Source organism: Zobellia uliginosa, from assembly GCF_900156625.1.
Classification (GTDB): domain Bacteria; phylum Bacteroidota; class Bacteroidia; order Flavobacteriales; family Flavobacteriaceae; genus Zobellia; species Zobellia uliginosa.
In genome coordinates this window covers 361,423-384,470 of sequence record NZ_FTOB01000003.1, presented here as the reverse complement: position 1 = coordinate 384,470, position 23,048 = coordinate 361,423, and the positions used below count along the sequence as shown (strand labels likewise).

Below are 23,048 nucleotides of genomic sequence, written 5' to 3'. Positions count from 1 at the left end.
AAGGTAAATCCACAACTAAAAATGGTAAATATGACAATATAATGATGATAACCTACTTATTCGGCTATCGTCAAATGATCGATAATACCACTTTGTGAAATTGTTTTTAGCCTTCTTTCAGGTTTGTTCTGATAGCCGATAATAATTGAATTATGCATGAGCATTTTATCAAAGTCGAATACCAGGGTCAAATAATCTTTTAAACCTGTTTCATGCCAGCTTACCAAGTAAAGGTTATCGCCTATTTTAAGGGACTTGTAAGCAATATCTCTGTTTCCGTTTCCTTTTGAAGGTCCGGCCACCCATTCGTACTTGGCCATTCCATCATAAAATTCCATGTGTATGGCCGCCCCATTCTGATACTGAAAGTTCATGGAGTAACCGTCCAAATAATGCTCTGGCTGTCCGAACTGATAGTTGTTTACTCCCGTGGCCTTATCCTGACCAAAACTAAGTCCGACACTAAACAAGGCAAGACCAATACAGCTAGCTAATTTTGTTTTCATTTTTTCAAGATTTTAAGTTGGGTACAAAATTGATACAGTACGGTATCTTCAGGTAGGTAAATATTCTGAAAAGAATGGTAAATATGCGAATTGGGCCGTTAAAATTCGGCCTTGAACTGTTTGGGGGTAATGCCGCTGTGCTTTTTAAAGAATTTGGTAAAGTTCGTTACCTCATCAAAACCCATGGCATAAGCAATTTCTTTTAGGCTCGAATTGGTACTCGCAATGGCTCTTTTTGTTTCGAGAATCACAAATCCGTCAATAAAATGTTTGGCCGTATTCAAGGTAAACTCTTTTACGACCTGATTCAAATGTGTGGTAGAAACGTGCAACATTTCTGCATAATCCTTTACATTTCGCGTCTTCACATACCGTTTTTCCACCAAATTCTTAAATTCAAGAAACAGGGGGTAATGAGGCTGATTTTGCCTTACAAGGGAAGTGGAGGTATCATCGCGCTCCAGTCTTAGCAAGTACAGTTCAAGAATTTTGGCAAGAATGTTCTGTTGGGCCGCATTGGGCCCGCGTTTGAATTCCTCCTCTAATTGTTCTAGGAAGGGTTCCGATCGAGTGTTTTCTACCAAGGGTTCGGAAAGGTGGTAGTTGTAGAGATGGGAAATATACTCAATGGAGAACTTTGAGAAATATTTTAAGATGAAATTTTCGGTAAAGATAACCAAGGCGCCTTGGTAGTCGATATCCTCCTGAAAGGCATGTACTTGTCCTTTGGCTATTTTTAAGACACTCCCTTTTTTTACCGGATAGGTTTTAAGGTCAATTTTATGGTAACCACTCCCCTCGGTCACCAACAGCAGGGCAAAGAAAGTAATACGGTGCGGCTGCAACGGATTATGGTCTAAACCTTTGTCTATTTTAGCGCACAGTTCAGCCATGCTCAAAACATCAAAGTCCCTTATGTGCTCTTGCCCTTCAAATGCTATACTGGGGATCTTGTTCAATGCCGTTTGGTTTTCTTCCTTATCGAATATGCTAAGTTAAGACGATTCGTTTAAACCAGGAGCCTAAAGTCTGATAACCCGTACAAAAACTGTCGCTTTAATTTCTCCTTTTTGACCAAGGCCACCCTCGTTTTTCCGTAAACCGATGTTTCCGAGTTACAAGGTATTTTTTATTCCCCAAAGAGAAAAATAACCTAATTGAGCAACAATAATGCCTTTTGGGGAATAAGAATCTTGTCTATGGTATGTATGATCCCGTTGGAAGCTTCAATATCGAACTCCACAAAATGGGCTTGGTCATCAGAAGCATCTTGTAGCGCCATGCCACCTGCCCCTTCTACCACCTCTATTGAATCACCAGAAATCAGCGTAGGTAACTCCCCTACGTTTAGATCATTACGAACTATTACTTGCTCTACCGCATGACCTAGAATAATTTCTTTTAAAGCCTGTTTTTCTAGAATACTAGAAAAGTCTTGAAAAGAGTTATAGTCATCCCCAAGCACTTTGAACAGGGTCTCGATTGCAGTATTTGTTGGAGCGAAAACGGTGTAATCGCCATCATTGAACCTAGTTTCCAATCCGGCTTCCGCAATGGCATTCGCGAACATTGACAAGTCATCGCTTTCATTTACCAAATCGATTAAGGAAGATTTCGGGAACAAGGCCTCCAGCACGGCCTCCGGAATCAAAACCTTATCAATAATGTGGAGGACCCCGTTTGCCACTTCGATATCGGCCGTAGTGATTTGGGCGTGTATCTCTGTCGTATCAATAATGTACACATCGCCATCCACCGTAATTTTAATTTCTTCGGATTGTAAGGTCTGTAGGATGGAACCGTTGGACAGTTCGGTAGAAAAATTAGCGCCGTCTATAACCGCATGGTACTTGAGCACTTGTGCCAGAATTTCCTTTTCCAGGTCTTCGTCAAAATCAAGTACATCGGTATACGCCTTTAAAGAAGCTAAAAATTCGGTAAAGGCTTTATTGCTCGGTACAAAAAACGTAAGCTTTCCGTTTTCATCCGAAAGTTTTTCCACAAGGGCATCATCTATCGTTTTTAAGGCTTCGGCGGCAATGGTCAAACTATCTTCCGATTGAATAAACTCGGCTGCACTCACTAAGGCTTCATCATCAGCTGCCTCTTCCCCAGGAGTCTCCCCCTCGGCTCCATCGGCCTGCCCTTCCTCTTTGCTAATTTCCTTCTCAACATCTTCGACGACATCATTTCCTTTTGAACATCCTATGGCCATTGATATTCCCATGAGCAGCATCGCCAATTTTTTAAGAAATCCTCTTGTAATCATCATTTTCATGCGGTTTTGTATCCGGGCTACAAAGTACTTCTTTATATAAATTGCAATCCGTGCTTTTCTTTAATTCTAGGTTAGCTAAAGTTTAAATTTTAGGGACGGACCCGAGCCCCTAGGAAGCAGCATTGGCCAATTGAGGTATTTCCTCTTTCTCAACATTCGTATCGGACAAGGTTTTCAAAAATGTAATGAGTGCTTGTTGCTCTTTTTCGGTCAGGTTCAGCTCATCAAACGGCAAAGTTTGGTGCGGTAAGTCGAATCCCATGCCACGGCCACCGCCTTTGTTATAGAAATCCATTACCTCTTCTAGGGTATCGTAAGCCCCATTGTGCATGTAAGGTGCGGTAAATTCCGTATTCCGTACCGTTGGGGTCTTGAACATGCCCAAATGTTCTTCTTTATTGTAGCGCCAATAGAAACCTAAATCATCGTCTAAAGTTGTGTTCGCTTTGGTTTCCGGAACCCCAATAACCTCTTTTTCTGTTTCTGCATAGAAGGGAGGTACCGTACCATTGGTCAAGGGAACAAAATGACAAGTAGCACAAAGGGCCTTTCCCATAAACAGGTTCATACCCAACTTTTCCTCGGGAGTAAAGGAATCTTCTTCGCCCCTCATGTTTTTATCGAACTTAGAATCAAAACCGTTCAAAGTAGAGATGTACGATGAAATTGCCTTTATAATATCTGCATTTCTATTGGAAATTCTACCAAAGGCATCTTCGAACAAAACGTGGTAGGTGGTATCTTTTAGAATATCGGTGGAAAACTCGTGTACCCCGGTATTGAATTCTTGTTCATTATTAAAGACCGATGATATTTGGTCCAAAATATTCTCGGCACGTCCGTCCCAAAAAAAGCTTTTTTGAAAGGCCGAATTGATCAAGGTGGGGGCATTGCGTTGCAAGGGACTCCCATTATTCCCGATACTGACCGTTTTTCCATCGGTATAGGCCTGATTCGGCATATGGCAGGTAACACAGGCCATCGTGCCCGACTGCGAAAGGTTGGGGTCTAAAAACAATTTCTTGCCCAAGGCAATCTGTTTTTCGGACGGATTCCTATTGATCGGGGGAGTGAAGTATTCTAGGTTAAAAGCGTCTTTTTCAAAAAAGGTGGGGGCATCAAAATTAAAAGGTTTGTTGTTCACCCCTTCCCATAGTCCGCTCTCCTTTCGTATAGCCACCCAATTTCGGGTAATAGGGTTCATATACTCTCGAATAAAGGTATAGCGGTCAAAGGCATTGAAATCGCCATTCTTTTCAATAAAAGCGACCGCCCGTGCTATGTTAAGCTGGAACTCCGTATCCAATTCCGCATTTTTTCCTTTTATAAGTTCACCTAGACTATGCTCGTACACTTCTTTTAAACTCTCGAGCGACACTACGGTTTCGGAAAGTCCCAATTGACTCACGGGAGTATCAAATCCAGAAACACCCATACTTATGATCCGCAAGAGTTGTTGGTGTATAGCGATAAAAAATCTTTCGGCATTTAATTTCCGTTCCCCCACGTTTTGCATCAGGTTTACCAATAGGCCTTTGGTCAGATGGGTCTCCCGCACAAAAATTGCGGGGTCTTCCCCTCCTTCGTAAATAGACTCCTCTATTTTTTGAAGCCCTATAGGGTTTAGCACGCGTTCCGTGTCTTCTACAAATACAGGCAGGGCAGGGCCATTGGCACGATGTCCGACTTCAGGGTTGAGGTAAGAAGCATAGGGTTCCGCTTTTTTAAAGGCTATACGGAGGTCCGTAAAGATTCGTTTGGCCTCATCACTCTCCGCATCCACTTTACTCAAGGCATCGATTAACTCAACGGCCTCGGTCATATTTTTATGATAGTATTTTTGGGCATGGCCCCAATCGACATTATCGGTCTTAAGAACCGTAGCCAATTGCTCATTTTGATTTTTACAGGAGAAAGAAGCTAATAGCAATGCAAGAAGGAAAATCGATTTATACATAACTCAGTAAATTGAAAGAAAATTATAAATAGGGAAAGACCCCCATGCTATCCATGGAGGTCTTTCAAGATCATATAACAAGGTCTTATCTAGGCAAACCTTTTAAGATAACGATTTGTCCACCCTGGTTATCCTCCCTAGCACCGGCGGCAATGGCATCAGGTCTATCGGATTCCATATCGTGGCCGTCTTTACTCTTGAAGTCGTCATTCTGCCAGTAGTGGGGCTGAAGGTTCAACAGGAAGGTATCGTCAACTCCTACCTTGTCGGATATGTCGACCAAGGCACCGAACTCTCCACTGAAACCAGTGCTTCCTGAGGGATCAAGGTCATTTCTGACCACCAATTCCAATACGACTTTAGCATTTTTACCGTTTAAATCGGTTTGGTAGATTGCAGCGGCATGCCCCCTATCAAAAGAGTTAGGGTCTTCTTGAAGGTAAACGAAATTCTCGGTAACGGTGATGTTATCCGGACTCTGAAGTCTAGAAATGTTTCCGTCCATATTGTTCGTATCGGTGTTACCACTTACGATTTGGGTCAATTTACCCGTTAAAGGAGAATCTTCATCAAGCTCTAATCTGTAAGCGGTACCCCAGTCGTTATAAGTACCCCTGCCCGGACCTCTTCCTGTTACGGCAAAGAATACGTTTCTTGCGTTGTCTACAGAGCCTTTTTGGTAATCTACATCTTCAACACGCATGAAAGCGGAAGCGCCTACTGCAACACAAGCATCTTCCATTTCGTTCTTGGTCAAATCGGCACCATTTTCGATTTCAACAAATTCCACTTCATAGGTTTCCCCGAAAGCCAACTGACCTTCATTATAGATCACACCTTCTTCAACTGCCATTGGAGCAATCGGGTTTCCATTGGCATCGGTAGAACCAGAAGCTACTTCCTTAAATTTCAAGACGTAAATTTTACCGTTATTGAAGTCGGCATCGCCATTTTCAGAATAGTAAAGTGTAACCTGTCCTTCCGAACCCGATGAATCATCATCACCACCAATGATTACCGTTTTCCCTTTGTACGTATCCCTTGGTAAGGGCACCGCATTCTCCCATGAGAACTCGCCCAGTGCATCGAGACCAAAATCTGCGGTCGGCGTAGGAACGGCAACATGGGGATCTATTCCCTTAACATCGTAATGAAAGCTCTCTGAAGCGGAAAGGAATATATCCCTTGGTCCACCGTGAATATCGGCTTCCCACATGGTACCGGAACATTGACGGGCAAAATCGGCAACGCCGGAGTTCAATAACCAATCCCCACCCATCGGATTGAGGTTTTTATCTAAGTGAATACGGCTCACCGCATAGTTATCCTCAGCATTCACTACATACATGTACCCATCACCGTCTTTCAAGAAGCCGGCACCATCTTGGGCTCCCACCAATCGAAAACCGTCATCCAAAACATCGGTCGAGCTAATTAAAGAATAGGCCTTGACAAAGTTAAAGTTAGAATTAATGGCCACTAAAGGCTCAAGCTCGGATTTGTTCTCGAAGATGCTCCCTTCTTCTTGGCCCTGATCGCCATGGCCGAGATAGTTTTCAAGTTTTTCACAGGAAGTGGTTGCCACCAAACCTGCCAGTAATAACATTTTAGATACTGTTTTCATTTTGTTCTTTTGGTTATTTGTTACAATAATTTGGAACAAAAATATCTTAGCAAAACCCAAATATTGTTAACTGACCATGGTGTTACCTTAAACTAAAGTTCATCATTATGTTAAATCGTTAGCTTAACGTTACCATCTATTTTAATTCTAAATAACAGCGTCATTTTGGAGAAAAAATCAGATTAGAGGTAAACAGTCAATCAAAAAAAGGGACGTCTTCAAAAACGTCCCTTTCAAATTCTATGTGTAGAAGCAAACTTATCGGCGTACGATACCCATATCGCCCAAATCGAGAGGAATCTTTTTCCCGCCTTCTTTAATGGATTTATAAATGGCCTCTACAATTATCATATCGCGCTTGCCCATTTCACCTGGCGCGTAGTTGGTCGTCCCTAGCATTATGTGTTTTGCAAAATCGTCCATCTGCAATTTTTGCTGGCTCTGGTGTGGATATTTTATTTCCTTACCATCCGATGTGCGTCCGCTCAAAGGTCCGTAACTGTGGCAAGGGTTTAGTTCTGCCCATCCTTTTTCGAACGAAACGAAAAGTCGGTTGGCATTGGCATTATGCGAAGTGAACAAATTGCCCACTACCCCTTCCGGGAATTCCATCTGGGCCGTAATGGTTTCATCGGTATCTTTAAAATACTCCGGTTTTGAACTAAATTCCTGTGCTGCCACTGAAATAGGGTTTTGCCCCGTACCGTAAATATTGCTCTGTATGGAGTAGACCCCCATATTCATTAAAGCACCGCCACCGGAAAGGGCGTGGTTCAACCGCCATTGATCAGGATTGCCCCGTGAAATATAGCCCGCATCCGAAGACACATAACGTACGCTACCATAAGGTTTTTCCTTTACCAAGCGCTTGATTTCATTGGTGTAGGGATCCGACTGCATACGGTAGCCCACGGACAGTTTTACACCTGCCTCCTTACACGCATTAATGATAGCATCACATTCCGCTACGCTAACAGCCATGGGTTTCTCGCAAATAACGTGCTTGCCCGCTTTTGCCGCACGAATGCAGAACTCTGCGTGCATACTGTTGGGAAGTACTACGTAAACGATATCAATATCGGGGTTTTTGGCGATCGAATCGAAGTTCTCATAGTTGTACACATTCTTTCTAGGAATGTTGTACTTTGCCATCCATTCCTTTTCCTTTGCCGGGGTTCCCGTAACAATACCCGCCAAATAACAATGTTCCGCATCTTGTAGGCCGGGAGCCAGCTGTCCACCACTATAGCTTCCTAACCCCACCAAGGCAATGCCCAATTTCTTTTTTTCCTTTTTAGGCGAAAACCCATACCCCAATCCAACACTTCCTAAAATCGCGGTTCCGGCAATGCCTTGCGACAACTTTGTATTAAAACTTCTTCTTGATATTTTTTTCATTTTGTGTCCCTTTTATAATTTCCTCTCCTAAAATACATATAAATTAGGTTCCCCCTATTCCATCACCTAACTTCAATAGCAAGGAAGTATCTACTTACTTATGGACTCGAACGGATACCTATAATCAAATTATGGCTAGTGAAGGTTCATGGCTCAAGTCATAAGCAGTTTAAAACAAAACAGGCCCCTTCTTAAAAAGCGAAAATTTAAAGATTTAGGGGAGGTCTACAAAAATGGGATCGATTTTAAAAAACTAAGTGATAAAGAAGGGGCGATGCTTAAGCAAAAAATTAACGAACAGCACCAAAACAATAAAAGTATTGAAATCATTATCTATGCCCTATCTATAGTGGTCAACTTTAGCATTCCTTATTACACCTATTGGTTCATTGTGGGGTAGCGACCGCCTAATTAATTTTTTATCTTTCCCGTTGATTAGCTACCTTTATAAGCAGTTTAACTTACATTAATGGACCCGAATCCTTCTGCATCCCTCAAAACCCTATCTATTATTCACCTTGCATTGGTTGGCGGCATTGCCGTCTTTGGCGTGGTAACCTATCTCAACAACGGTAGTTTTATAGCCAATGCAGACCCGAACGATATATACATTTACGTGGTTCCCGTAGTTGGGGCCTTAGGGTATTTCTTGAGCCAGTTCTTGTTTAAAAAGCAATTACAGAACATTGACAAAAATGATAGCCTATCCTTAAAACTCGGAAAATATCAGTCCGCATCCATTACAAAATACGCCCTGTTAGAAGGGCCGGCCTTTCTTTCCATATTTGCCTATAATCTAAGTGGCAATGCCTTGTTTTTGGTCGTCGCGATTTTCTTGGTCGTATACCTCTATATGCAAAAACCCTCAGAAAGAAAGTTTACCGAAGAGGTGCCCTTGAGCTTAGAGGACAAAAAGCAGTTCAACAATCAGAAAAAATAACCTACCGAAGACAATGAAACAAAAATCACTTTTACTTGCTTTTTTAATGGGACTAGGAATAATCAATGGGATAAAAGGACAAGATTGGCCGAATTTAGCCAATTTTCAAGCAGAAAACGCCAAATTGGCCAAACCGGCCCCAAATGAAAACCGGGTCGTTTTTATGGGAAACTCCATCACCATAGGTTGGATTAATTCGCGACCGGAGTTCTTTGCGAACAAACCTTATGTGAACCGAGGAATCAGCGGACAGACCACGCCACAGATGCTCCTTCGTTTTAGACAAGATGTAATCGACCTTCAGCCCAAAGTAGTGGTCTTGTTGGCCGGCACCAATGATATTGCAGGAAACACGGGGCCTTCTACCCTTGACATGATCATGAACAACATAAAGTCAATGGCCGAAATAGCCACGGCCAATGATATCAAGGTGATACTGTCTTCCACCCTACCCGCCTTCGATTATCCGTGGAAACCGGGAATGGAACCTGCGCAAAAAATAGTGGACCTAAACAAAATGATCAAGGCATATGCCGATGAAAAAGGACATATCTATCTTGACTATTTTTCCGCAATGGCAGATGAACGCAACGGCCTACCAAAAAAGTATGCCAATGACGGTGTACACCCTACCGTGGAAGGTTACAAAGTAATGGAACCTATGGTAGAAAAAGCCATAGCTCAGGCCTTGAAAAAATAGCAAGGCATATTTTCTGGGTCCGAAGCCCGTTTAAAGCGTGAAAATGCTTTCGTTTTTTATACATATCTTAGGATATGTCATTCTATTTTGAATTTCACCCTTTAAACTTGCCAATGCAAAACACAACCAAGGATTCCAGTGCAACACGAACCAAAGATGCCTCGCATACCTACGATTCGATAATAATCGGTTCCGGAGCGGGCGGACTTGCAACGGCCATTTGCTTGGCAAGGGCCGGAAAAAAGGTGGTCGTTCTCGAACAACACGACGTTCCTGGAGGCTGGTGCCACAGTTTCTACCTCAACGGACACCGGTTTACCCCTGGCGTCCATTATGTTGGGCTCATGGCCGAAGGTGAGGCTACCAACGATCTATACAGGGGCTTGGGCATTGCCAACGAGCTGGTATTCTTTAAAATGAATCCCGATGCATACGAACATGTGCGTATCGGCGAAGAGCGATTCGATTTCCCTGCCAATCTCGACTTACTGATCAAGCGGCTTTCCGCTCGGTTTCCAAAAGAAAAAAAACAGATTTACAACTACCTTCACCTCACCCGAAAAGTAAGTGAAGAGCTTTACTCCCTCCCCTATTTTAAAGGGTTCTGGCAAAAACTCACCATTCCGTTCAAAACCAAACATTTTGGAAAATACGGAATGTTCAGTGTGAGAAGGGTTATCGGATGGCACATAAAAAATCCGCTATTACGGAATATTTTAAACATTCAATGCGGTGACCATGGTGTTCAACCCAAAAAAGTTCCCTTTGTCATGCACAGTGCGTTGATGTACCACTACTTTCAGGGCGGCTACTACCCTATGGGCGGAGGTGGTGCCCTTATAAAGGCCATGACCAACACCCTTAAAAAACATGGTGGGGAACTACGTACGAGTACGGCCGTCAAAAAAATCATCTTGGAAGGAAGTAAGCGTAAAAAGGCAGTTGGGGTACGGTTGGAAAACGGCCAAGAACTTTATGCCGATACCATTGTATCAAATGCAGATGTAGGTATTACCTATAATGATTTGGTCGGAAGGGAAAACCTGAGCACCAAATTTCAAAAAAAACTGGCCAACACTAAATACTCCAGTACCTCATTGATGCTGTTTTTGATCGTTGATATGGATTTGCGGAAAGCTGGCCTCGACTCCGGTAATATTTGGATGATGCCCAATAAGGACACCGACGATTTTTACGATAGTATGTTGGACTCCGACATCTCAAAAGGTGATGCCTTTGAGGGCATGTTCATTAGCTGTACCACTTTAAAAGACCCTTCAAGTTATGACGGAAAACACCATAGTATAGAGGCCATCACCTTGGTCGATTTCAAAGCATTTGAAAAGTTCAAAAACGAAGGCCTAGAGCGCTCTCAAGCCTACTTGGATTTTAAAGAATTGTTGATGCAAAAAATGATCAACGGTTTAGAAAAGGCGATACCGGGTATCAGTAAGCACATCGTTCAAAAAGACTTGGGAACCCCTTTGACCAATAAATATTACGTCAACACCACCGATGGCAATATTTACGGGACCGAGAAAAGCCTGAAACATATTGGTCCCTTTGCCTACAAGGCAAAAAGTGAAATAGAAAACCTTTATTTATGTGGCGCCAGTATTCTTTCGCATGGCGTGGCAGGGGTCTCACATTCAGGGGTCGATACCGCGGCACAAATTCTGAAATGTGATCCCGACGAACTCAAAAAGCCACCCGAAGATCAACATATACGCATCTACGACGCCGAAGATGCCACAGATTATCCGGAATGGATGCTGAAGAAAATAGCGGTCAAAACCGCTAGGACCAAGAAAAAAAGTGAAGGAATCAATACACAAAATATATACTAAGTCCCTTTTTTACATTTTATTATACTCCGCAGACCATTTGTTATACTGTATAATAACAATACTTCTTATTTTTAAGAAGAACATTATTATACAAACAAATTATGCCAAACCAAAATTGTTTTCTTTTATCATTTGCACTCTTTTCCCTCATTTTCCAACTTCAGGGCCAAGTAAAAGTTTACGAAGGTCAAGAAACCATTCCAACCTATAAAATCGGTACCGACGAGGTAAGTCCTATTTTCTATACCGGTAGAGGGGTTCAAGGGGCTCAGGGCAAAGTCTATCCGTACGCCTCACAAACCAAATTGGGTGATTCTTTGGTCGACGTCACCTATGACATGGTTTACCTAGAGAATGAATACATCCGTGTAAAGGTATTGCCTGCCTTTGGAGGCCGCCTTTTTTCGGCAATCGATAAAACCAACGGACACGAATTGTTTCACACCAATAGCGTCATCAAACCCGATTTAATCGGCACATTGGGTGCTTGGGTATCCGGAGGTATTGAATGGTGTTTTCCACATCACCACCGTACGACTACCATGCTTCCCAGTGATTATAGAATGATAAACAATGAAGATGGAAGCGCCACAGTTTGGGTCGGTGAAACCGAAAAAACCAGGGACATGCGGGGTGTTGTAGGCATGACCTTAAGACCTGGGCGTTCGTATATCGAGGTTGATTACAGAATCAATAACACCAGTGATGTTACCACTACCTTTCTGTTTTGGGCCAATGTAGCCATTACGGCAAATGATGATTTTCGCACGTTCTGGCCTCCAAGTCAAGAAATCGGGGTATACCACAACAACAGCAGTTTTATCAAATGGCCTTTATCAAATAAAACCGATGATTATGGCCGGACCCGTTATGAAGAAGGTGTAGACCTTACTTGGTGGAAAAACCATCCTAACCCGGTTTCGTTTTTTATGTGGGACATAAAAGAAGGATTTATAGGAGGATATGATTACGGACAAAAAGCAGGAACGGTTCACGTTGGCGACCCTTTTGAGAACAATGCCTCAAAACTTTGGCAATTTGGGCCAGGATTACAAGGACAAAATGCAAGACGAAAACTAACCGATGACGGAAAAGCCTATGTTGAATTAATGACGGGCACGTTTTCCAACAATCAACCCGATTATAACTGGATTCTCCCCCACTCCGTTAAAGACGCAAAAAATTACTGGTATCCCGTTCGCGATCTAGAGGTCGTTAAAAATTCAAATACCGATGCTTCCGTTACGCTTCAAATGCGAAATCTAAAAACGGTATTTTACGGATTCAACACTACGAAAGAATTTAAGGGAGCGAAAGTAATCTTAAAAAATGGCGATGCTGTTTTAGAGGAAAAAACAATAGATATCGATCCGGCCCATCCTTTTACATCCACTTACAAAAACCGAAAAGCCTTAGACGAAAACCAACTTAGCGCCCTTATTCAAGATAAGGAAGGTAATGAACTTATATCCTATTCACCGTATAAAGCTAAAAATCCTGTATTACCCGAGCCCCAAGAAAAAGTAAAGAAGCCAAAGGAATTGAAAACGGTTGAAGACCTTTACCTGACGGGACGTTTCGTAGAGCAATTGAGAAGACCGGGTATCGAACCCGACGATTATTATTTGGCAGCTTTGGAAAAATCCCCAACCGATTACCGTACAAATATAGCTTTGGGCATACGCAGAATAACACAAAGCAAATATGAAGACGCCTTATCGTTCCTACAAACTGCGGCGGACAAATTAAAAGTAAAATACTATCAACCCAAAGAAGGTGAAATCTTCTATTACCTAGGACTAGCACATCAGGCATTGGGCCATAAAGAAGAAGCCTATGCCAATTTTGCCAGGGCTACTTGGTATTATCAATGGTTTTCGGCCGCTAATTTTAAATTGGCGCAAATAGAAAGCTCTAAAAAAAATTATGTAAAAGCACTGGAATACGCCCAAGAAGCCTATTCAACAAATAACCGCGATGGCAGAATTGTAGTGTTGAAGGCCGCTTTACTCCGTAAACTAAACCGCCAGAACGAGGCTGTAAACCTCTTAGAGAAGCAGATTGCTTATGACCCCCTTGATTTCTCAATCCTTTATGAGATGGAATTAGCAAAAGGAAACACCTCAATGAGGGCATGGAGAAACAACATGCAAGACCCTGAAAACAATTATTTAGAGATTGCCACCCATTATATGAATGCAGGTTTAATTGAAGATGGAATTTCCCTATTATCAGATTTAAAAGATATATCCAGTCCCCTTGTCCCCTATTACAAAGCTTGGTTTTATACAGAAGCAGGTGATTCTAGCAAAGCAAAAGAAGCCTTGGTCCAAGCAAAAAATACATCCCTAGATTATGCATTTCCGTATCGCACAGAAACCGAAACAGTTCTAAACACCGCATTAAAGATTGATGTCAATAACGCCACCACCTTTTATCTTTTAGGCAATCTACTTTATGACAAAAGACCGGATGACGCCCTTATCTATTGGGAAAAGGCAGCAGGTATAGACATTAGTATTCCGATGGTTTGGCGTAATCTAGCATTTGGTGCATTCTATCATCAAAAGAATCCCTCGCAAGCTATTGACTACATGACCAAGGCCATTTCACTCGATAACTCCAACCCGCTTTGGTATTCCGAACTTTCCAAATACTACAATGAGTCAGATGCCGATTTCAGAAAAAACCTTGAAATTTTAGAAAACAATCTTGACATAGTAAGACAAGATGTAGACGCCCCAAAAACCTATGTGGAATTACTTAATCTAGCAGGTGACTACGATAAGGCCATTTCATTTCTTGACTCCCATCATTTTAGGACTTGGGAAGGCGGTAGGGAAACCTATTGGCACTATGTAGATGCACATACTTTAAAAGCAAAACAATTGATTGCCAAGAAAAAGCCGCAAGAAGCCATCCCACATTTAGAGCGCGCACTGCTTTATCCCGAAAACCTTGAAGTGGGCAAACCCACCCATGACGAAAAGAATGCCATGATATATTATTATATGGGTGAAGCCTATGAACAATTGGGCGATGCAAAAAAAGCAAAATCCAGCTATCAAAAAAGTGCCAATGCCCAAAATGGAAGAGGTATGAGCGACTTGGTCTTCTTTCAGGCAAAGTCCCAAGAAAAGTTGGGAGATTCGTCAAGGGCCCAAAAAATGTTCCAAAGCCTAATTACAAAAGGACATGCCATGCGTGAAAGAGGTACGGGCAATACCCTGGTCGCTGTAGAAGAGGCCTCAGCTACGAACAATAAATTCATTGCCAACTCCTATTATTTGGAAGCATTGGGCAATGCAGGACTTGGCCGTACCGATGAATCAAAAAAAGAATTGCAAAAAGCCCTAGACATTTTCCCAAACCATCTGTGGGCCAAAATTATGATGCAAGACTAATATGAACCAATCAAAATATACCTTCAGCAACCCTCGATTTTTTATCGTCCTAGTTTTCCTATCCTCTTCATTATTTGCGCAGGATGAAAAGAAACTTTCATTGGGGGAACAACCCATTTTTAAGGTTTCAAAAGTGAAGGAGACCATGGTAATCGATGGAAAAATGAATGAGGCGGCCTGGTCTAAAACCGAAGCTCGAACGCTGGATTATTTTTATAGGATAGACAAACCAACGGACCAACAAAAATCGACCTTTAGGATGCTCTGGGGGAAAGATAAGTTCTATGTATTCTTTGAAATGGAAGACCGGTACATCACCGCTAGGGAAACCAAAAGGGACGGTCAACCCTATTTCGATGATTGTGCCGAGATATTCTTTATTACCGCACCCGATAGTTTAGATACCCATTTTGGGTATGAGCTAAATCTGAACAAGGCCGTAAACGACTTCATATTTTTTAATGACTATGTAGAGGGAAGAGATGTGGTTTACAAAACTTTCAACCCCGACTTTGAGGTTGAGGTCATCTATGATGGAACAATAAACGATAATTCCGATATCGATAAGGGATGGACCATGGAAATGGCCATCCCCTATTCAAACTTTGGTGAGCTTGGTAAAGTGGTTGCGATCGAAGCCGGAAACAAATGGGCCTTCCTCGCTATTCGACAAGACCGTAATGACGCCAAGGGCAACAGACGGTCTACTTCAACGATTTTTCCTATTTATGACATTTCCAAAAATGTACATCAAGCCAACCGTTTTGGCCTAATGGAATTCGTTGAATAGTACGTTCTATTACCAGTTGGTGAACGAACCGTCCTTACGGTGTAACCTAGGGATATCAACCGGTTTAAAAGTGCGTTCCAAAGCCAAGGCTTCATTGAACTCCACCCCAAGTCCCGGAGTATCCAATACCGGATATTTCGGACCATCCAATATGGGCCGTACAGGATAAAACTCAGGCGCATCGGTACCCATGTATTGTGCAGGGGTATTGACTTCCTCCAACCATCCAAAATTAGGACATGCGGCCGCTAAATGAATGGTAGCTGCCGTACAGATTGGCCCTAACGGATTGTGGGGCATGAGGTCAATATAATGGGCTTCGGCCATGCTCGCTACTTTTTTGGCCTCGGTAATTCCGCCTACATTACAAATATCTATACGGGCATATTGTGTCAAGTTTCGCTCTATAAAAGGCAAAAACTGCCATTTGCTAGAGAACTCTTCCCCAATAGCAAAGGGAATATCCACCATTTTCCTTAGGTTTTCATAAGCTTCGGGATTTTCATCGCGAATAGGTTCTTCTATAAAATCCAAAGTTCCAGGAGGCATCCGTTTCATAAATGAATAGGTCTGTGGCGGTGTAAGCCTCGTATGGTAATCAATACCGATAGTGATTGCCGTGCCTACTTCTTTTCTAAGGTCAGTCAGCCATTCGGCAAGGGTATCAATAGATTCGCAAGGCTCAAAAAGTTCCTTATCCCCTTCAGCCTCAAATTCTGCTGGAGCCAATCGTAGCATCTTCCAACCTTCCTTGATACATATCTTGGAATACTCGAAAAGCTCTTCTTTTGTCCTGAACCGAATCGAAGCAAAGCAATCAACATTATCGCGATGCTTGCCTCCCAAAAGTTCATATACCGGAACGCCCAAAGCCTTTCCCTTAATATCGTAAAGGGCAATATCAATAGCCGAAATGGCCGCTGTAAGTACCCTTCCCCCTTCGAAATATTGACCACGGTACATTTCTTGCCAAAGAGCGTCAATGTTCCGAGCATCTTTCCCGATAAGAAAACCCCTAAAATGATCGATTGCACCGACCACGGCCAATTCCCTACCTGAAAGTCCGGAAGCGCCCCAACCATAGATTCCAGAATCGGTTTCAACCTTAACGACCAACTGACTTCCAAAGCCGACATTGATGGGAAATGTTTTTACTGCTGATATTTTCATAAAATGCGATTTACTATATTCTTATTGGTATGATTTTGGAACGATACGCTCTACCTTACCTACGATAAAGGTATACGATATGAATCCGAGCAACGCTATGCCCCCGATAAAGAAAAGTGCAGGACTAAAATCACCATCCTCTACCAAGTATCCTATAACAATGGGTACGACTATACCTGCGAGTCCCCCGATAAAATTAAAGGCCCCACCGGTCAACCCAATAAGTTTTTTAGGAGCCATAAGCGAAATAAAAACCCATGCAATACTGGCCAATCCGTTACCGAAAAACGCTATGGCCAAAAATAGTATAATAAAGAAGGTGCTCTCGGTATAATTGGCGCCTATGATACAGGTAGAGAGCAACATTCCTATGATGATCGGGGTTTTTCGTGAAATTTCTACGGAATAGCCTTTTTTAATCAAATAATCAGAGGTAAAACCCGATAGGAGCACCCCAAAGAATGCCGCTAAAAAAGGAATGGAAGCCAAGAATCCCGATTTTAAGAAGTCCAATCCCCTAAACTCCACCAAATAGGTCGGAAACCAAGTCAGAAAGAATATGGTCGTAGCTCCCAAGCAGAATTGACCGATGTAAAGCCCCCAGAGTTTTCTATAGATAAAAGCCTGTTTGAAATCGTTCCAGTCAAATTTTTTCCTCTCCTCTTTTTTTACATCGTTCTTACCGATCAAACCTCCACCTTTTTCGATGTACTCAAGTTCTTTTTTACTGATAGACTTGTAGTCTTTCGGGTCTCGGTAGAAAAAATACCAGATTGCCGCCCATACCAGACCGATGATCCCCGAAATGATAAAAAGTCCGCGCCAACCAAAATAACTCTGTATGGCTACAAGTACCGGGGTCAAGAAGGCCAAACCTAGAAATTGGCCAGAGGTATATACCGCTATTGCAGAGGCTCTTTCATTTTCAGGAAACCATTTGGTCACCACTAAATTGTTCGTTGGGTAGGAAGGCGCTTCAAACACCCCAATACTGGCCCGCAGACCTATCAAGGCCGCAAAAGAACTCACCATACCCTGAATCAAGGTAGCTACGGACCACAATGCCATTATTAACGAGTACAATATGCGTGTGGGAAACTTGTCGGCGATAATGCCTCCTGGAATCTGAAGACAAGCATAAGTCCAGCCAAAGGCCGAAAAAACATAGCCCATTTGCACATTGCTCAGGCCAATATCTTCCTTCATGGCAAAAGCCGCTACCGAGATATTACTCCTATCTAAATAATTGATTACCACAGTGATAAAAACCATGGCCAGTATATTGTAGCGCTTCCGTGAAGATTTTTCAGTTAGGTGTAAATCGGTCATTGAGTCGGTTGTATTTTTTAGGTTGATATTTAAGTACTTCTCTTTATTTGTTCAGAAACAAACGGTCTAAAAATCCGACACTCAAATTTAAAAGTGTCAAGATAACAATTAATACTATTTAGCGTAAAATAAGTTAGTTTTAAAACATACTGTCCACTAACGAATTCGTTATAAAAAGAAAGGACAACAGATCGAAATCCCATGAAAGGTCTTCATGGAGACTCCTTAATTGATCAGTACCTAATGCCTAAAACAAGAAAAGCCCAATTCCCTGAGAAACCGGGCTTTTCCTATAATTTCCACTTACTAGTCCATTGCCTTTATTTTCAACAGCAAATCACCTGTTTTTAACCCTTCGGATTCTGCCGCTATCCTTACGTCGCCTGCGTTGAAATTTGATTGTACGATAAGCAGACAACGCCCCTTATCGGTTACGATCTTGGTCGATCGATAATCTTGAACATTCCTGGCCGAACCATTATCGACCCCCAATAATCTTACATCACCGGTAATGGAGAAAGAAATTTCAGCGTTGCTATGTCTTACGGGGTTCCCTTCTTCATCTACAATTTGGGCCACTATATGGGCCACATCATAGGCATTGGCCGATAATTGGTCCTTATCTACCGAAAGTTGAACGGCATAAGGTGCTGTGGTCGTTTTTATTTGTGCACCCGCATCTACCTTTTTTCCGTCGATATACCCCTCTGCCCTAAGTTCACCGGCAACAAATGGTACAGACCATTTGTAAATACGGTCATCAAAATCCGCAAGCTTTTTTCTTCCTAGTGAAGCATCGTTTAAAAAGAGTTCCACTTCGTCGCAATTGGAATAGACTTCTACAACGGTCGCTTCCTTAGCATCGTAATTCCAATATTCATTACTTTCATGCCAAAACCACAAGGCCTTCTCCCACCCGTTCTCTTTCTTCTCCACGGGGTCTCCGGCCTCGTTCAATTTATATATCGATTTGTCTAGAGACTGTGTGGTTAGGTGCAAATGGGGTTCGTCGTTCCATAAGGTTTTCATCATGTGATACGAAGTCTTTTCAAAACCGGCCTGATCCAACAAGCCGCTTTGGGTACCCTTTTTGGGCCAAGCTCCATTAGACTCCCCCATATAATCGATTCCCGTCCAAAGGAAGAGTCCAGAAATAAACGGGCGCTCCATCACCGCTTTCCATTCGTGCCATTGCGGTAGGTTTTCAGTGCCCATAATGACTTTGTTCGGATAATTCTTGTGGCCATAATCATAAATCACCCTACGATAACTATAGCCCACTACGTCAAGTACATCGGCATAGCCTGAGAGATGACTTGCGGAGGGCAGAATACAATTGGCCGTTACATATCGCGTAGTATCCAATTCCCTGGTCCATTTCGCTAATTTTTTAGCGGTTTCCCCAATATCATATTTTTCCTTGGGCAAGGTATTTAGTTTCTCTTTTATTTGATCTACCGAATACGGCGGTTCTGAAAAGAAGTAATTGCCCTGCCACTCCATATTATTGAAAAAACCGGTAGCTTCGGCATTCCGCGGATAGGTCCATTCTATTTCGTTCCCGATACTCCATTGAATGATACTCGGGTGGTTTCTATGGGCCAAAACCGTATTCTTTAAGTCCTTTTCCGCCCACTCTTGAAAATGCTCGGTATAGCCTCTTGTGATATAGTCTACACTCTGCTCGTTCATGTTTTTTCTTTTATCCTTCGGATTGTCCCATTCATCAAAGAATTCGTCCTGCACCAAAAAACCCATTTCGTCACACAGGTCTAAAAGCGCTTGTGAGCCAGGGTTGTGAGCGATTCTGATGGCGTTACACCCCGCTTCTTTTAACTTCTGTAGACGCCTTCTCCAGACGTCGTCGGGTACGGCTGCCCCTACCAGTCCACCATCGTGGTGTAAACAAACCCCTTTTATTTTTCGATTTTTACCGTTAAGGAAAAAACCTTGATCAGGGTCAAAACGGATAGACCGTACACCAAAGGCAGTTTCTTGTTGGTCTATAACCTTTCCTTCATAGAGAATAGAACTTACCACTTTGTAGAGGTAAGGATTATCGACATCCCACAAAATCGGGTTTTCAATGGATACAGAATATAATTGAAGACCTTGGTCATTTCCACTAACTTCAATAGGTTGCGTATGACCGTTGACCTTTTGTCCGTCCCTATTATAAATCTCCATTCGGAGTTCCGCTTTTTTATCTTCAGAAAAATCATTCTGAATTTGAACGGACACCGATACTTCCGCTTGTTTTTCCTCTATTTTAGGAGTAGTTACGAATACGCCCCAAATGGGTATGTGCAATTTGTTCTTGACCAAAAGCTTTACATCTCGGTAAATACCCGAACCGGTGTACCAGCGACTATCGACATAACGGGTTCTATCTACCTTTACCTCTATCAGGTTGCTATCTTTTTCCGAATTCAAATAAGGCGAGATATCGTAATAAAACGGAGAGTATCCATAGGGGTGCTCCCCTACATCCTTACCGTTTAGGGAAACCTCGGAATTGTTATAAACGCCATCGAACAAGATATAGGCCTTTTCATCCGATTTCAGTTGAAGCGGGAATTTTTTACGATATATTCCCACACCTCCGGGAAGGTATCCCGTAGCCCCTTCCCCGTTTATAGAATCAAAAGAAGCCTCTACACTCCAATCATGGGGAAGCCTAATATTTTTCCAATCATCGTTTTGCCCCGTTGAATCGACCAAACGAAACTCCCAATCGAAATTAAAATCGGTCACAATATCAAACTGCGAGTCATTTGACAGCTCGCGCCCACATGAAGAGAGCAACACGGCTGTAATTACTACGTATAAAAAGTGTTTTTTCATAGGTCAAATCTTTATTTTAAAGCTTCGAATAAAAAAAAGCCCGATTGAATAGGAACAACAACCGGACTCAACTACTAAAGAACAATATTTTTACTTGTCAAAAACGGAACCATCATTACCCTAGACCATTGGCATATGCTACAATTATAATCCCTACCACCATACAACCAAGACCTCCGTACAGGAGATTTCTAGCCTTGGGCGAGGCACTTACCCATTCTTTTGTCACGATACCACTAACGATGGCGGTAGCTACGGAAGCCGTATTGAAAATGGCATATCCTACCGTATTCCCCGATGCCCCCAACTTAAATGCCGCATAGGCAAAAAGGGCGGATGCGGCATAATGAAAAACCGCCATGATCAATATCAAAAACAGGTTTTTTCCGAAAGCCGGAGTCTTGAATTCCCCCCATGCGTTTTTAGCGTTCAATTGCCATAGAAAATAGGCGGTCATAACGATACCCCCACTAATAAAGATCGGGAACATTACCGCTACGGCCGTTATCCAATCGGCGTTGCCCTGGGCCACACTGGCTTCGTGCAAATAAGGCCGACCAGCGGCATTGGCATAGCTAAAGCCCGTGGCCAATAACCCCCCAACAACGGCGATCATAATACCGGTCACCATTGAACCTTTGGCCGGCGTACCTTCGGCCGCTGTTTTAGCTTCGTCCTTTTCTCGGGTAAGTCCTGCTTTACCATTTAAGATAACCCCTAACAATACTACTAGAATACCGAGTAAAATAAAGGTCAATACATTCGAGGGAGGAAGTCCGTCTTCAATAAAGGGCAATAAGGAACCTACCAAAATTATCGTCCCGATAAAGATGGAAAAACCAAGGGAGAGACCAATATGGTTAATAGCCTTACTCCACATCATAACGCCAATTCCCCAAAGGAAACTGGTAAGGCCCATTTTCACCCAAATATCGGTCGGCATATTTCCGAAAATTTCCCCAAAACCCTGAATAAGGGTTACCGAAGCAATAATCGGTACGACGAACATGGTCAAAAGAAAGAAGAGACTCCATGTATTCTCATACTTGAAACCTTTTGTAAATTTTTCGGGAAGGGCATAAAGGCCCAACATCAATCCGGCGAAAATCGCCAATAATACACCTTCGGTCATAACTTTAATATTTAATTGGGGCCAAGTATACCAGGTCGGGCATACCAAGCCGTGTTTGGTTTACCAGTTGAATTTAAAAATCGTCGTACTATCGTAATTCTCGCCCGCTTTTAAGATAGTCTTCGGAGCGTCTGAAATATTGGGGCCATTCGGGTAGCGGTGGGTTTCACAGCAAAAGCCCCGATATTTGCCGTATTGCAATCCCGATTCTCTTTTGAGCTCATCAGAAGTATATTTTCCGGTGTAGAGCAACATTCCGGGTTCCGTAGTGAAAACTTCCATAGAACGACCACTTTTAGGTTCACTTATTTCCGCCACTTTATCCAATTCAAACCCCTTATCCTCAAAGAGGTAAAAATGTTCAAAGCCATCGCCCATGGCTTCGTGTACTTCCTTTATGGTCATTGGAGAGCGCAGGTCATCGACCTTGCCCGCAACAGAGACATTTTCCCCTGTGGCAGCTCCCGTTTCATCCCAGAGCTGTTTGGTGTCGGCATTTACCATTACGGTGTGACCCTCAACATTGTCGGCAAAGCCCGAAAGATTAAAATAGGTGTGATTCGTAATCGTAAAAGGCGTGTCTTGGTCGGTGATAGCCCCATACCGTATTTTAAGTTCGTTGTCATTGGTCAATGTGAAGGTCACCTGAACCGTAACATTTCCCGGAAAGCCCTCTTCCAAATGTTCGCTCTCAAGCTCCATTTGAACACTGGCAACTTCAGGCGAAAACGCCTTTACCTTCCATATTTTTTTATCGAAACCGATTTTTCCTCCGTGCAGGTTATTATCGCCAACTATTTTTGCCAATTGGTATTCCTTTCCGTTCAAAGAAAATCGGGCATCTTTTATTTGGGAGCAATAGCGGCCAACCGTTCCCCCAAAATATGGGGCATTGACTTGATAGGCCTCGGAGAAATAGCTCTCGAACGTATCAAAACCACAAACGATTTCATCCGTTTCCCCTGTCTTTTGCGGTATAAGAATAGAGGTAATGGTAGCCCCATAGTTGGAAATCTTTACACTAAGCCCATTATCGTTCTCTAAAGTATAGCGGTAAATGTTTTCACCGCTCAATACACCGAAATCTGTCTGTGTCGTTTTCATTATCGTAAGCGTTTTTGAATGTTCT

17 protein-coding genes are annotated in these 23,048 nt (G+C 42.6%); 6 read left to right on the top strand and 11 right to left on the bottom strand.

Going from position 1 to position 23,048, the window contains the following annotated elements; genetic code table 11:
* Nucleotides 1–56 precede the first annotated feature (56 nt).
* From BW980_RS10135 to BW980_RS10110, 6 genes are all read right to left on the bottom strand, one after another.
* Nucleotides 57–506 carry a MoaF-related domain-containing protein gene (locus tag BW980_RS10135; protein WP_076455107.1) on the bottom strand — a complete coding sequence of 150 codons (450 nt, stop codon included), beginning with the start codon at nt 504–506 and terminating at the stop codon, nt 57–59.
* Nucleotides 507–604: 98 nt separating this feature from the next.
* The gene (locus BW980_RS10130) at nt 605–1,465 is read right to left on the bottom strand and encodes a helix-turn-helix domain-containing protein (protein ID WP_076455106.1); all 861 of its coding nucleotides are present in this window, start codon (nt 1,463–1,465) and stop codon (nt 605–607) included.
* Nucleotides 1,466–1,659: 194 nt separating this feature from the next.
* Nucleotides 1,660–2,778, bottom strand: coding sequence for a fasciclin domain-containing protein (locus BW980_RS10125; protein WP_175609877.1), 1,119 nt, complete (start codon nt 2,776–2,778; stop codon nt 1,660–1,662).
* A gap of 115 nt (nt 2,779–2,893) precedes the next feature.
* A complete protein-coding gene (locus BW980_RS10120) occupies nt 2,894–4,741 on the bottom strand; it encodes a cytochrome-c peroxidase (protein ID WP_076455104.1) in 1,848 nt (615 codons plus the stop codon).
* Nucleotides 4,742–4,826: 85 nt separating this feature from the next.
* Nucleotides 4,827–6,365 carry a hypothetical protein gene (locus BW980_RS10115; RefSeq protein ID WP_076455568.1) on the bottom strand — a complete coding sequence of 513 codons (1,539 nt, stop codon included), beginning with the start codon at nt 6,363–6,365 and terminating at the stop codon, nt 4,827–4,829.
* Nucleotides 6,366–6,623: 258 nt separating this feature from the next.
* The gene (locus BW980_RS10110; protein WP_076455103.1) at nt 6,624–7,763 is read right to left on the bottom strand and encodes a Gfo/Idh/MocA family protein; all 1,140 of its coding nucleotides are present in this window, start codon (nt 7,761–7,763) and stop codon (nt 6,624–6,626) included.
* A 148-nt stretch (nt 7,764–7,911) separates the two neighbouring features.
* On the opposite strand from BW980_RS10110, the gene BW980_RS10105 reads away from it, so the two are divergent.
* From BW980_RS10105 to BW980_RS10080, 6 genes are all read left to right on the top strand, one after another.
* A complete protein-coding gene (locus tag BW980_RS10105; RefSeq protein WP_076455102.1) occupies nt 7,912–8,163 on the top strand; it encodes a hypothetical protein in 252 nt (83 codons plus the stop codon).
* Between the two features lie 69 nt (nt 8,164–8,232).
* Nucleotides 8,233–8,703, top strand: a complete 471-nt coding sequence (locus BW980_RS10100; RefSeq protein WP_076455101.1) for a hypothetical protein — start codon at nt 8,233–8,235, stop codon at nt 8,701–8,703.
* A 46-nt stretch (nt 8,704–8,749) separates the two neighbouring features.
* Nucleotides 8,750–9,403 (top strand): SGNH/GDSL hydrolase family protein, encoded by a 654-nt coding sequence (locus tag BW980_RS10095; protein WP_245800032.1) that lies wholly within the window; start codon nt 8,750–8,752, stop codon nt 9,401–9,403.
* Nucleotides 9,404–9,516: 113 nt separating this feature from the next.
* On the top strand, nt 9,517–11,250 hold the full coding sequence (locus tag BW980_RS10090) for a phytoene desaturase family protein (RefSeq protein WP_076455567.1): 1,734 nt from the start codon (nt 9,517–9,519) through the stop codon (nt 11,248–11,250).
* A gap of 101 nt (nt 11,251–11,351) precedes the next feature.
* A complete protein-coding gene (locus BW980_RS10085; RefSeq protein WP_076455099.1) occupies nt 11,352–14,654 on the top strand; it encodes a DUF5107 domain-containing protein in 3,303 nt (1,100 codons plus the stop codon).
* A 1-nt stretch (nt 14,655) separates the two neighbouring features.
* On the top strand, nt 14,656–15,444 hold the full coding sequence (locus BW980_RS10080) for a carbohydrate-binding family 9-like protein (protein ID WP_076455098.1): 789 nt from the start codon (nt 14,656–14,658) through the stop codon (nt 15,442–15,444).
* A 9-nt stretch (nt 15,445–15,453) separates the two neighbouring features.
* Here BW980_RS10080 and BW980_RS10075 read toward each other — a convergent pair whose 3' ends face one another.
* The 5 genes from BW980_RS10075 to BW980_RS10055 all read right to left on the bottom strand — a co-directional run bounded on the left by BW980_RS10075 (nt 15,454) and on the right by BW980_RS10055 (nt 23,023).
* Nucleotides 15,454–16,614, bottom strand: coding sequence for a mandelate racemase/muconate lactonizing enzyme family protein (locus BW980_RS10075; protein WP_076455097.1), 1,161 nt, complete (start codon nt 16,612–16,614; stop codon nt 15,454–15,456).
* A 21-nt stretch (nt 16,615–16,635) separates the two neighbouring features.
* Nucleotides 16,636–17,943, bottom strand: coding sequence for an MFS transporter (locus tag BW980_RS10070; RefSeq protein ID WP_076455096.1), 1,308 nt, complete (start codon nt 17,941–17,943; stop codon nt 16,636–16,638).
* Nucleotides 17,944–18,249: 306 nt separating this feature from the next.
* On the bottom strand, nt 18,250–20,787 hold the full coding sequence (locus BW980_RS10065; protein ID WP_076455095.1) for a glycoside hydrolase family 2: 2,538 nt from the start codon (nt 20,785–20,787) through the stop codon (nt 18,250–18,252).
* Between the two features lie 115 nt (nt 20,788–20,902).
* Entirely contained in the window at nt 20,903–21,919 is a 1,017-nt protein-coding gene (locus BW980_RS10060; RefSeq protein ID WP_076455094.1) for an L-rhamnose/proton symporter RhaT, read from the bottom strand.
* Nucleotides 21,920–21,979: 60 nt separating this feature from the next.
* Nucleotides 21,980–23,023, bottom strand: coding sequence for an aldose epimerase family protein (locus BW980_RS10055; RefSeq protein ID WP_076455093.1), 1,044 nt, complete (start codon nt 23,021–23,023; stop codon nt 21,980–21,982).
* Nucleotides 23,024–23,048 lie beyond the last annotated feature (25 nt).

Bases quoted from the DNA above. Each gene is read 5' to 3' on its own strand.
- BW980_RS10135 (WP_076455107.1), bottom strand. From the start codon at position 506: ATGAAAACAAAATTAGCTAGCTGTATTGGTCTTGCCTTGTTTAGTGTC.
- BW980_RS10125 (WP_175609877.1), bottom strand. From the start codon at position 2,778: ATGATGATTACAAGAGGATTTCTTAAAAAATTGGCGATGCTGCTCATG.
- BW980_RS10120 (WP_076455104.1), bottom strand. From the start codon at position 4,741: ATGTATAAATCGATTTTCCTTCTTGCATTGCTATTAGCTTCTTTCTCC.
- BW980_RS10115 (WP_076455568.1), bottom strand. From the start codon at position 6,365: ATGAAAACAGTATCTAAAATGTTATTACTGGCAGGTTTGGTGGCAACC.
- BW980_RS10110 (WP_076455103.1), bottom strand. From the start codon at position 7,763: ATGAAAAAAATATCAAGAAGAAGTTTTAATACAAAGTTGTCGCAAGGC.
- BW980_RS10105 (WP_076455102.1), top strand. From the start codon at position 7,912: ATGGCTCAAGTCATAAGCAGTTTAAAACAAAACAGGCCCCTTCTTAAA.
- BW980_RS10100 (WP_076455101.1), top strand. From the start codon at position 8,233: ATGGACCCGAATCCTTCTGCATCCCTCAAAACCCTATCTATTATTCAC.
- BW980_RS10095 (WP_245800032.1), top strand. From the start codon at position 8,750: ATGGGACTAGGAATAATCAATGGGATAAAAGGACAAGATTGGCCGAAT.
- BW980_RS10090 (WP_076455567.1), top strand. From the start codon at position 9,517: ATGCAAAACACAACCAAGGATTCCAGTGCAACACGAACCAAAGATGCC.
- BW980_RS10085 (WP_076455099.1), top strand. From the start codon at position 11,352: ATGCCAAACCAAAATTGTTTTCTTTTATCATTTGCACTCTTTTCCCTC.
- BW980_RS10080 (WP_076455098.1), top strand. From the start codon at position 14,656: ATGAACCAATCAAAATATACCTTCAGCAACCCTCGATTTTTTATCGTC.
- BW980_RS10075 (WP_076455097.1), bottom strand. From the start codon at position 16,614: ATGAAAATATCAGCAGTAAAAACATTTCCCATCAATGTCGGCTTTGGA.
- BW980_RS10070 (WP_076455096.1), bottom strand. From the start codon at position 17,943: ATGACCGATTTACACCTAACTGAAAAATCTTCACGGAAGCGCTACAAT.
- BW980_RS10065 (WP_076455095.1), bottom strand. From the start codon at position 20,787: ATGAAAAAACACTTTTTATACGTAGTAATTACAGCCGTGTTGCTCTCT.
- BW980_RS10060 (WP_076455094.1), bottom strand. From the start codon at position 21,919: ATGACCGAAGGTGTATTATTGGCGATTTTCGCCGGATTGATGTTGGGC.
- BW980_RS10055 (WP_076455093.1), bottom strand. From the start codon at position 23,023: ATGAAAACGACACAGACAGATTTCGGTGTATTGAGCGGTGAAAACATT.